A 12,511-nucleotide genomic window follows, 5' to 3' on the forward strand; every position below is an offset into this window, starting at 1 on the left:
ATATGCAGGGTAACTTATTAAAAGTTTTAGGAGTACTTGCTATAGTAGCAACGTTAGTTTGCTTTATTTTTGCAGCACTTGGTATGATAGGAGCAGTAAAAGTCGGTGACAGCTGCTACATGAGATATACGTCAGATGGTAAAGGAGGGGCGGATTCAATAACCGGTACTATAACCCTTAATGCTAATGCTAATTATGTAAACACTTCTAAGATGTTGCCCGACGGCACGACTCTGCTTATTCCTGATCCTACTCGTTACGGTGAATGGCTAAATACTCAGGTGCTAGTAGAAAACAGCCAACCGGTGAATTTACAAGTGGTCGGTCAGGTTAGTTTGTGTTTAGCTTATATACCGAAAGATAATTTACAACGTACAGGGGCTGGATCTAATTTAGACGATAACGGTCAAATGATTCCGATTCCTCGTATTAACGATACAAATAATCCACCTGTCTCTCTAATAATGGATGCAAAAAATAATGAATGGCGTAATATTGCCGAATTATACGCCAATGATAGAGTTTTAGTGTCCGTATCTCCTAATTTTGCTAATACGGATGCGACAGTTAAGGATGCTTTTAAAGGTGTTGAAGTTACGAAAGATTGTTCAGAGAATAAAACTACTTATAATCCAATTTGTGGAAAATATTCTGTTTATTCAGGTGAGTATGTCAATGCTTGCGAGTTAAAAGAGAATTATTGGAATTGTCAAGTCACATGGAGGTGCCCTGCCTGGTGGGAGCAAGTAGGTTGCGACTGGGGAGCATTAGGCTGTAATTATTATTGTGATAAGATACGAGAATGTACAGAGAAATGTATGGCTTGGGTTAATATAACTAGACCAGCACCAGAAAACTACCTAGATGATGAGAGTTTTACATTTTCGTGGTCTGACAACACAGGTAAATTATTTATCGACTATTCAGCCCTTCAATGTTCTTATAATGCTAATATTCCTCCAGATGATAAATGTCCTGATAGTGTTCGCGATCGTAGTCCAAAAGATAAAGATTATATTGGAGGTGTAAATTGTACTTCGGGCATATGTAGTGATGGAGATTTTCAAAAGAATCGGAGATTTTGGTATACGGCGGACGGTAAAGGAGGCAAAGGACCAACTGGATTAATATATCAAATGAATGATGCGGGTTCTGTAAGTCAAGCTCTGCCTTCTAAGCTAGAATTTGCTAAATTTGTTGCAGATACAGATCAACCGCCTGACTATAAAGATAAAGACGGTAAATATTTATATAAAGTTATATATAATATACCTTTTAACAGTAATATTGCAAAAAGTTATTTACAATATAGGCTGTGGTCTCCTACCTCACAAGATAGTAGTAAGAATACGGGAGGATACGTTTTAAATATTAAACAGACTAAATGCTATAGAGAAAACGGTAATAGTTTTAATGATACTTTTGATGATCGAGGACGAGTGCAATACATAATAGTAAAGCCTTCGGAAAACCCGAATACTAGCGGTAAAACCTATTCACCTCAAGGAATTAGCGTTGATAGTGAAGGTAAATATAGCTTTAACGCAAATGAGGCGGGTTATATATGGATGAAAATTCTAAATGATCCTGGTAATAATTTAAGGGACTATAAAGATAGTGAAGGTAGCTATAAAGTACATTTCTCAACATCCTTAAAAGTAGGAAGTTTTACTATTAAAGTAATGAATCCGTTACTTCAGTTATTTAAAACTAAAGTGCAAGGGGCTGCTACTTCTATTTTTAAAAATATGGTATGTTATAAAGCTAATGATAGCTCATCCTGTACTAACTTTTTTACCTATATTAAAGCAATTTTAATTCTGTATGTGATGACTTACGGAGCAATGTTTTTGCTTGGTTTTGCTAAGATAAACCAAAAAGAGCTAGTAATTAGAATAGCAAAAATCGGGGTAGTTAGCGGACTTATGAACGGTAGTACCTTTGAATTTTTCAATAACTATCTTTTTGATACAATTACCAATTTTTCAGACTCAATTATTGCTAATATGAGTGGATATAGTTTGTTTACTTCTACTAATACTATTTCTAATCCTTTCATGTTTTTAGATGCAGTAATGAGTAAAATATTTTTTAGTCAAACCTTTATCGCTCAATTACTTGCACTTCTTTCTCTTGGGCTTAGCGGTATTATATATTTTATAATTACTTTTATTGCGGTTGGTATAGTAATTATTACGGCGCTTAGAGCTGTTGCCGTTTATATTATGGCATTTATGGCAACTTGTATATTAATCGGTATAGCCCCTTTATTTATTAGTTTCTTATTATTTGATTTTACTAGGTATTTATTTGATAATTGGGTGAGGTTTACGATCCGCTATATGATAGAACCGGTAGTTATGATGGCAGGTATTATAGTGCTAACACAACTATTTACCATTTATCTAGATTTTGTTTTAGGTTATAGCGTGTGTTGGAAATGTGCTTTACCGATAAAAATTCCGTTTATCGGTACTATTTTACCTATTGCCTTGCTGAATGTACCTATCTTCTGTATTAATTGGTTTGCCCCTTGGGGAATGGATTATATGTCGGGTATGATGGGAGTAAATATGCAAAATATCGTAGCTCTAGTTATTATTGCTTACGGTATGTACGGTTATGTCGAATTTTCAGGACGTATGGTAGTAAAATTAACTAGTGCTGTTGGGCCTTCGGCTACTGAAATTGGTGGTAAAATGTCTCATGATGCAGGACAAAAAGCATTAAGTTCAATAGGAATGGATTATAAAACAAGACAAGGTATTACCGGCAGAGCGGAAGCACGATTAAAACAACGCAATAAGACATTAGATCAGGCTGAGAAAAATAGGAAAAATACGCCAAAAGAAGGGGGCGAAAAGACAAATGAAGAACCACCTAAACCTGAAACACCGAAATAGAGGGTGAATCGAAAATCGTCGTTGCGAGGAAATGATGAAATAATTGACAAAGCAATCTCAGGAGTTATTTCATGAGATTGCCGCGCAGCCATACAGCTGCTCGCAATGACGGGTTTACTTTTAATACTATGACAAGCCACGGTATGACGTGTTGGATAACAATTTAAAATTATGAAAATTCTTAAGAGTTTAGTTTTATTAGTTTTGTTTATGGCGATGCCAGCTAAAGCCGATGATGCTTTTTCATGGATGTCAACCAGTTTTGTCGGGTTAAAAAGCTTATTCGGTTGTTTAGAAGTGCCTAAATTTACAAGTTTTCAAGAGGGTAATATAGGAATTAGTTTATCTAAAGCCGGAATTTGGCAATCAACAGGTAATACTGTTCAGAAAGGTAAATTGTTAAAAATAAATTGGTCTACTTCAGGTATTACTCCTGAACCTAGAAAATATCTAGTATTATATAGAATTGATCCAAGGTTTAGTATGCCGCAAGTTTTCATTAAAACTTATAATTATTCTAAATTACAATTTGAAGCTTTAGGATTTCCTCGTTTTGTTACGGACAATAATAGTGAAACACTGGGGACTATACCGCCTGATAAAGACCTTGATGCACTTTCATTTACTAAAATGTCTGATGCTGTTAAATATTTTAACTATTCTAACGGTAATTCGAGAATTGAAGTTAAGGCCGGCGATGTAGTAAATATTAGTTTAGTTGGTAAAGATAATTTTTTTAGCCCTAATACTCTAAAACTTCCTAATACCGTAGATAATATTTTAACACAGGAACTTGATAGCTCGATATTCGCTGCTTCTGCACTTTATACTCAAAGTAACCTTGGAGATTTTGATAATAGAATAATTTATTCTTCTGCAGAGCAGGTGTGTAATATGATAGATGAGGAAAGAAAAAGTGTATGTAGCGGCACGGGTACTGCTACAAAGTATAAAAATACCGATAATGGAGTAATAGTCGGTAAGCCTATGATAACGGGAGCGGTACAGTATTTCATGGGCTTAATTAATGCTTGTCCTGCTAATGCTGGTATAAATACTAGCCCTGCTTGCTATTACGATCAAGGTAGAGGGATGATAATTAAAGTAGGCGGGCAGGTTATTAAGGGACGAGATCAGAGTTTTGTAAATTCAGGCAGTACTCAAAGTAGCTTTATATATTATCAAGCCACTAGCGGTGGTACTATGGATTTTACTAGCGATTGGCAAGTTAGTAACATGTTTAGTAATTCAGCTTTAATGAGTGATTGGAGCCGAAATTTTTCAAATTATGCTAGTTTTGTAGATTATATAAATAAGAATGATTGGTCAGCTAATTTTTTATATTTTGGTCGTTATGCGATGATTGTTGAAATAGGTAATGGGGCAAATTCAATTAATCCTGGTGATCAACAAAATATAAAGTTAGAATATTTAATAACGTCTGATGGTACATTACCTGATCCATCTGTTCGTGGTATGCCGGTAGATTATAACTTTGCGACTGATGCCCCGCAAGATGGATATTTATGGTTAAGGGTTGTAAATCCTAATAGTAATATACAAGGGGTAGTTAGTGTAAATTATGCTAATTATACCGGTACAACTTGGTTTTCTGATATAATATATAACGGTGCTATTAAACCTATTACCTATCAGTTTAGAACTTTCAGTCAAAACTTTTATATTAAGTTAGTTAAAAATTCTGCAGTGCAGAATTTAGCTAAAGCTGCATTAACCCTTTATGTTACTATATTTGGGCTAATGTTCGTTGCAGGAGCATTAAAATTAACTGCCGTAGAAGTAATAACACGTATATGCAAAATAGCTATAGTAGCTTTTTTAATTAGAGAAGAAAGTTGGAGCTTCTTTAATACATACTTCTTTAGTGCATTTACTGACGGTATTGATTTCTTTGTAACTAACGTAGTAGGTGCTACAAGCTCTAGATCTAATATTTTTGGTTTTATTGATCCTATATTTGATAAATATACTAACGGTAGGATTTGGGGATTACTATTTATTGAATTATTACAGATACATAATGGTTTAGCATTTATCGCTATTATAACCATTTATTCACTTATTACTTATTTTAGAGCTATTTTAGAAGTTATAATAGGTTATGTTATTGCATTCATAGGGGTAACTGTTATGATTTCATTGGCACCGTTTTTTATAATATTAATGTTATTTGAAAAAACTAAAAGTTTATTTGATAATTGGATATCGACATTGCTTAGCTATGTAGTACAGCCGACAATATTATTGATTTTCTTTTTATTGATAGATCAGGTTTTATCTGAGCAGCTTTTAAAAGTGGTAGTTAGAGCCTGTTGGGATACTCTTATACCAATAAAAATAGGGCTTGATTTAACAAATCTTGGTATTCCGATTAATTTCTCTTTTACATTACCGTTCCTACCCGGAATACCTTTCTATGTGCCGGATGTTCCAGAAATTAGTAGCTCGAATATTCTAACGAACAATGCTAATACTTTCTTAGTATTATTTACTACGGCTTTATTATTTTATTCATATTGCTTGATGTCATATAGTTTAGTAACTTTTGTAAATATAGTAGTTGGAATGCTTACAAATGTTACACCGGCACGAATATCAGGCAATTATCAAGAACGTTCTGATCCTGTGGGAGCCGTTATGCAGGATATAGATTCAGTAACAAAACCGATTAAAAAGGCTGCAATGGCTCCGGCTAGAGTTTTCAAAGACAAGATAATTGATCAAAATTATAAAGCTAGAAAACCGGAAGGAGGTGGTGAATTTACAAATAAATTTCTTGCTGAGCGTAATGATGTGAAGAAAGAGGAAGGAGAGAAGAAAGAATAATTGTAAATATTTTCACCGTCATTGCGAGGAAATTGCATAGCAATTGACGAAGCAATCTCAGGAATTTAGTACTGCTTCATGAGATTGCCACGCTCCCTATGGTCGCTCGCAATGACATTGAAATTAAGACATATGGAAATAACACATAATAAATGAACAAAAATATTTTTATTACATTATTAATATCGCTATTGCTGCTTTCCGGTTGTACCGGCGATACTTGTATTGACCCTGATGATTTCGGTTTTATCAAAGTCAATGTCTCTGCTAGATATGATCCGGAAGAAATTACTTCAAGACAGGAAGGTAATCAGGTAGCACCATGGCGTGATAGTGCTTATAAAGTAAACGGCTATCCTTTAACCATTATGGTAAGACCGTGGAGTTATATACTTGGCGATAAAAATACTTCAGGTCAGTTATCTGCATGGTGTCCATGGTATGGTCAAAAAAATAACACAACTACTTTGGCTGCTTTTTGCGTTAAGCTACAACCATGTACTTTTTGGGATAATACTAGACTTGATATGTGTACTCCTAATCCCGCAAATCAAAATGATGCAATGATTAGTAATGCTCCATGTATAATGACAGACGGTGTCGGGCTTTATTTTCTTATTGCCGCTAAAAATACCGATCCCAATATTTCACCGGACTCACAGCGTAAACCGCAAGGTATAACTCAGCATTTAGGAGAGGAGCTTACTTCGGGCTATAAATTTTATAGTATTAGTAGTACAGGACAATTCTTGGAAGCCGGCGGTATAAATTATCAATATAAAGGTGAAGATAAGTCAAAATATGCTCAATCTCCTCTTTATTTTAAGATTATAGATAAATTTTATAATGATAATAGCGGGCAATATAGATTAGTAATAAAGTCCGGAGTTACTGATACTAGACCCGATCCGCTACAATTTTTAACGGATTTAATAAAAGGAGTATTATTTGGTAAGGATGGGATTATAAAGAAAACTTATCAACAAATAATTGATACGTCGGGTTATAGGATGAGTCTCTCGGCTATTTTAACTCTATATATAATGTTTACAAGCTTTTCCTTTTTAATAGGTAATATAAACCTTACTCATGTCGAACTTATAGTTAGAATATTAAAAGTTAGTATAGTCTCAATATTATTAAGTACGGATAAAGCTTGGACATTTTTTCATGATTATTTATTCGTATTTTTTATTGATGGGGTTCAGCAAATACTGCAAATAATTAATGAAGCTTCGGCTACTGGTCCCGGTTCTCAAAGCTTGCTTGGGTTACTTATTTCTTCTCAAACTTTATCTAAATTATTTTCTTTACTATTTGTTGATTGGCTTGGTTTTATATATATCATTCTATATTTAATAGCCTTATATTTTATTTTCTTTCTTATATTTAAAGCCACTATTATCTATCTAACCGCTCTTATAACTATCGGTATGATTATAATTATGGGACCGATATTTATTTGTTTCATGTTGTTTAATATAACTCGTTCGTTATTTGAGAATTGGTTAAGACAATTAATATCATATGCATTACAGCCTATAATTTTATTTGCCGGTATTGCTTTTATTTCAATGATCATCAGAACCGAAATATATTCAACGCTTGGTTTTGCGGTATGTAAACATGATTTTCCTAATTTAGGTCCGATAAATGAAATATTCGGTAGCTTCCTTGAGGATATAGATCCAAGCCTGGGTAATTCAATATTTTATTGGTGGTTCCCAGTACCGATGAAAGGTGGTATAAATAATTTCCACAAAGCAAATATATTAGTTCCTAAAGATCATATAATAGTAGATGATTCTTGTAAGAATGACCATGATAAATGTAAGCATTGTGCTGCGTATGAGTGTATGGATGAACGCTATATTGAATTACCGTTTTTAGATTTAGTTAAAGATGCAAAAAGAATTAGTAATTTTATCAATGGGAAATTTGTCCAACTTGATGGGATATTACTAATTTTTGTGTCTATTTATTTGCTAAGTAAATTTAACGATACTGCTATATCGACGGCACAATTTATTGCTGGTACTTCAGGTAATTTAACAGACATACAAAAAGTTAATCAGCAATCTTATGAATCTGCAGCGAAACAAATGAATAGACCGCTAAATTATGTGGCTAAGACGGTAAGTGCACCTGTAACTAGCCGTGTAAGTGCAGGGAAAGAGCAAGCTCGTATGTTTTTTGCTGAGAAATTTGAAAATATGATGATGGGAAGGCTTGAAAAGCAAGCTCTCAGTTCTTCAGCAAATAAAACCGTACAAAATGAGGTTAAGAGAAAATACGGTATAGATTCTAAAGATGTAAAAATGAATGCTATTACGGATTATGAAAACGGTATTGCAGGATTATTAAAGAATTTACCTAAGGGGAATGAATTAAAAGCAAAAGAACTATCGCAAATGAAGTTTACTCAGCTTCGAGATAAAATTGCTGCAAATAAATATGGAGTGAAAGATTACGCTGCTTTAAGTAAAGAACAAAAAGCTGAGCTTGATAAGTCATTAAAAGATGCTAACTTACGTGAACTCGCTAGCGATGCAAACTTTACTAGAGATTATCAAGATGCTTATAAAAATGCTCACCAAGAAATGTCTGGGCGAGGTGTTGGTCTGTTTGGTAAGAATATAGGAGTTCTTAGAAGCTGGCAAGAGATAGAGCATCGTGTTGATACAAAACGTAAATTAAAAGAAGAAAAGCGTGTAGGTATAGGCGAAAAAATATATGCAGGTTATACAGGAATAAAAAGAGGAGCTTTAACTGCAATAGTCGGTAAAGATTTACGTGATGCTTATGAGGGTAATCTAACCAGTGCCGAATGGCATGATTTTGAATATAACGATCCAAGGCTTAGAACTTATAGCGAAAAATTAAAAGATGATGAAAAAGCACGAGAACATGAAGAGCTCCAAATGCATATTAATAAGGAGGCGCTAGCTGCTCAAGCAGATATATTATCACCGGAATATCTAGCAAGACTAGAAAAAGCAGGTAGACATAGTGATGTGGAATATTATCAAGAATTAGCTAAAAGAAAGCTTATTTATGAGGTGCAGGGTAGATTATTTGAAGAAGGTGAACCGGTAATGATGGGCGACAGATTTATGCGTGAGAAAGCTACTGATTCTCAGATGCGCGATATGATAGATAACGCTCATAGAAAACATGCAGAATTTATAGATGGAGATCGATATATTCGTCGCCAAGAGCATTATGATATTATGCACGAGAAAGCCCAGGAAAATTTAGAGCAAACTTATAAAGAGCTTAAAGATCATTTCAAAAGAGATGATATCAAGATCGAAGAAATGCCGGCATTAATAGCACAAAAAGTTAAAGATACCGCCGAGGGAGCTGAAATAGACCAAAAGATTACTGAAGAGCTTAATAACTTTAATGCTGATGTTAAAAATTATGAATATAGTACTGAAGTATTAAATAAAATAGAGGATAGAAAGCAAGCCATTACCGATGAAGTCAATGCTCAGATCGATCAGATTAATAAATATAGAGAAAATGCCAAAATGCAACCCTATGTAAAGCCTATAGTAAACGAGGGTAGAAAGCTAAGAAAATTAGAAGATCATTTAAGAAATATGAAGTAGAATAACTAATAATTGTTTTTTAAACAATTATAGTATATAGAATATGTAAAAACAAAAATATTGATGAACGATCAAACTAAAAATGGTTCTGAAGAACTCAAGTATTTATCATCAGATAAAAGCTTAAAACCGTAAAAAAGTTGGGAAGAAATATTTACAGAACTAAGCTCAAATCCTACTAATGATTTTTTTTCTGAAGGAAGAGAAGATTCTCCACCGCAAGAACGACATTGGAAATTATTTAAATGATTGATATATAGCTCTTATGTCATGTCTGCGAAAGCAGGAATCCAGAAAAATAACTTCAATATTGATACAGAAATTACATATTTGATAAAATAAGCATATAAAAAACAAGTTTTTTTATGCTTTACTGGATTCTCGTTTCCGCGGGAATGACATTAAGGGTATTTTTCAAACTACGCAACAATGTCTACACGGAATGCGAATATACACTGTTGCGTTAATAGCATTTAAGAAATGCCCGCTAAAAACAATAATTAGTTTTCCCTTTATTAATTAACTTATATACTATCTAATTAAGTGAGTGATTATTTATTAAGGGGTTTATGCAGAAGCAACATATAATAAACGAGACTTTTTTAGATGTCATTCTAGCTAAGAAATTAGGTACTACTTATACTCCTCCAAAAGAAATCAACGATTCTGACTTTGATGAAGCAGCAAAGCATTTCATCGGTCTATTACATAGAGCCGACGGCGTTAAGCCTGTTAAAACTGCAGTAGTTCATCCGATCGATAAAGAATCATTACTCGGTGCAGTTAGAGTGGCACAATTTAATGTAATAAAACCGGTCTTGATTGGTCCGCAACATAAAATTGAATCAGTAGAAAAAGTTAATAATGTCGATCTTGAGGATTATCAAGTAATTAATGTTGAGCATAGCCACGAAGCAGCAAAAAAAGCCGTAGAGCTTGCGAAGAAAAGGGAAGTTGCGGCTATTATGCAAGGGGCGCTTCATAATGATGAGCTTATGTCTGCGGTAGTTCATAAGGAGAATGGACTACGTACTGAACGTCGTATAAGCCATGCTTTCTTAATGGCAGTTGCTACCTTTCCAAAACCGTTTATTATTACTGATGCTGCTATTAATATTCGTCCTACTCTAGAAGATAAGCGTGATATAGTGCAGAATGCTATTGATTTAATGCATATGATCAAAGAAGACAAGCAGGTTAGAGTTGCGGTATTATTGGCAGTTGAGACGTTAACTTCTGCAATCCTTACAACCCTTGATGCTGCTGCTTTATCGAAAATGGTAGATAGAGGGCAAATTACGAATGCTATAGTTGACGGACCGCTTGCGTTTGATAATGCTATTTCTTTATTTGCTGCAGAAGCAAAAGGCATTAGCTCTTCAGTTTCAGGAAATGCTGATATATTGGTAGTACCTGATCTTGAATCAGGCAATATGCTTGCAAAGCAGCTAAAATATTTGGGTCAAGCGGTTATGGCGGGTATCGTTCTTGGAGCCCGTGTGCCTATTATTTTAACAAGTAGAGTTGATCCTATGGATATACGTATTATTTCCTGTGTACTTGCTGCATTTATTTATAATCACACTAAGGCGAAGCTACATATCCAAGCAGGTAAATAATGAAAAATGTTATTTTAATAGCTAATGCCGGCTGATCTAGTTTGAAAATTTCTATTTTTGAAATTCAGAATAAAAAAGTTAAGGATAAAATTTATAATATTTTTTTAGAAAAAATGATAATAAAATATTATTTCATATAAATAAAAAACAGGCATCTGCTACCGACATTAAAGATGATGCTATTGAAATGATGATTGATCTTTTTGAAGATTGGTGGAAAAAACAAGAAAATCTCAAGTTAATTGCAACCGGTCGCCGTATTGTCCATGGCGGGAAAAATTTTAATAAACCGGTTATTGTTAATGAAAAAGTTAGTGAAGATTTAAGAGCATTAATACCTCTAAGCCCCTTGCATCAACCTTATAATTTGCAGGTACTGGCTTTATTTCTTCAAAAATATAAAGAAATCTCACATATAGCTTGTTTTGATACGTCGTTTCATTTTACCAATCCTCCTATTACAAAAGCTTTCGGTTTACCGTAAAAATATTATGATAAAGGAATAATTCGTTACGGTTTTCATGGGTTATCATATAAATATATTAGCAGCCATTTTAACAAAATGACAAAGGAAGATTTACCTACAAAGACTATATATAGCTCATTTAGGACGCGGTAGTAGTCTATGTGCTATTAAAAACGGTCTTAGTTTAACAAATTCCATGGGCTTTAGCGTACTTGACGGTGTTATGATGGGTACAAGGACAGGTAACCTTGATCCTGGAGTGGTGTTATATCTTATCGATCATGAGCAAATGACTACGAAAGAAGTAACCGATTTACTATATAAGAAATCAGGATTACTCGGTATGTCCAGTGAAAGCTCCGATATGCGTACTTTGCTTGCCAGTAACTCACCTGATGCTAAATTTGCTATAGATTTATTTGTGTATCGCATTGTACTTGAAATAGGTAAGCTAACTGCTGCACTTGAGGGAGTTGATTGTCTAATTTTTACTGCCGGTGTTGGACAGAATTCCGCTGTAATACGAGAAATGATTACTGAAAAACTTTGATGGCTAGGCATTAAAATAGATGATGCAAAAAACCAAAAAAATGAGCATCTAATAAGTGCTGAAAGCAGTAAGGTTAAAGTTTTCGCTGTGCCGACAAACGAAGAGCTAATCATCGCTGAGGAAATGATGAAGTTTTTATAACACAAATTGGTTAATTTTTAATTACTTATACCTCTATTTTTCTTTATTAACTTTTTTTGAAATATATACAGCTATAGATATATTTTTAACTTAAATTTGGGGAGAAGTTATGCCAGAAGATTTTGATAAAAAGAAAGCAGAAAAACAAATAAAGGATATTAAAAATAATAAGATAAATCCATATAATGATGCAATGAAGAAAGATTTTAGAGTGGGTTGATGCAGAGGCAAGTTATAGCTAAAAACGCAGCAGCAGGTTATAAGACAGCATTAAAAATGAGCAGCAAGCAAAAGAAGCAGGTATTAGTTTAGATAAAGATGCTATGAGACGCTTAGAGAAAATAACAAGTCCGTTATATAGCATCTGCTAA

At 33.9% G+C, this 12,511-nt stretch carries 4 protein-coding genes and 1 pseudogene; all 5 read left to right on the forward strand.

The genetic code is table 11. The features are described from left to right. Positions 1–2 precede the first annotated feature (2 nt). The 5 genes and pseudogenes from RJP_RS00795 to RJP_RS00815 all read left to right on the forward strand — a co-directional run bounded on the left by RJP_RS00795 (position 3) and on the right by RJP_RS00815 (position 12,140). Positions 3–2,903, forward strand: coding sequence for a TrbL/VirB6 family protein (locus RJP_RS00795; RefSeq protein ID WP_014120511.1), 2,901 nt, complete (start codon positions 3–5; stop codon positions 2,901–2,903). Positions 2,904–3,074: 171 nt separating this feature from the next. Next, a complete protein-coding gene (locus tag RJP_RS00800; RefSeq protein WP_014120512.1) occupies positions 3,075–5,750 on the forward strand; it encodes a TrbL/VirB6 family protein in 2,676 nt (891 codons plus the stop codon). 152 nt (positions 5,751–5,902) lie between these two features. Then, entirely contained in the window at positions 5,903–9,364 is a 3,462-nt protein-coding gene (locus RJP_RS00805; protein WP_041405555.1) for a type IV secretion system protein, read from the forward strand. 569 nt (positions 9,365–9,933) lie between these two features. Then, entirely contained in the window at positions 9,934–10,983 is a 1,050-nt protein-coding gene (locus tag RJP_RS00810; RefSeq protein ID WP_014120513.1) for a phosphate acetyltransferase, read from the forward strand. Between the two features lie 41 nt (positions 10,984–11,024). Then, positions 11,025–12,140, forward strand: a pseudogene (locus RJP_RS00815) (acetate/propionate family kinase). Positions 12,141–12,511 lie beyond the last annotated feature (371 nt).

This window comes from Rickettsia japonica YH (genome assembly GCF_000283595.1).
GTDB classification, from domain to species: domain Bacteria; phylum Pseudomonadota; class Alphaproteobacteria; order Rickettsiales; family Rickettsiaceae; genus Rickettsia; species Rickettsia rickettsii.

What these genes read in the sequence shown, in the direction of transcription:
- RJP_RS00795 (WP_014120511.1), top strand. Translation starts at nt 3, where the DNA reads ATGCAGGGTAACTTATTAAAAGTTTTAGGAGTACTTGCTATAGTAGCA.
- RJP_RS00800 (WP_014120512.1), top strand. Translation starts at nt 3,075, where the DNA reads ATGAAAATTCTTAAGAGTTTAGTTTTATTAGTTTTGTTTATGGCGATG.
- RJP_RS00805 (WP_041405555.1), top strand. Translation starts at nt 5,903, where the DNA reads ATGAACAAAAATATTTTTATTACATTATTAATATCGCTATTGCTGCTT.
- RJP_RS00810 (WP_014120513.1), top strand. Translation starts at nt 9,934, where the DNA reads ATGCAGAAGCAACATATAATAAACGAGACTTTTTTAGATGTCATTCTA.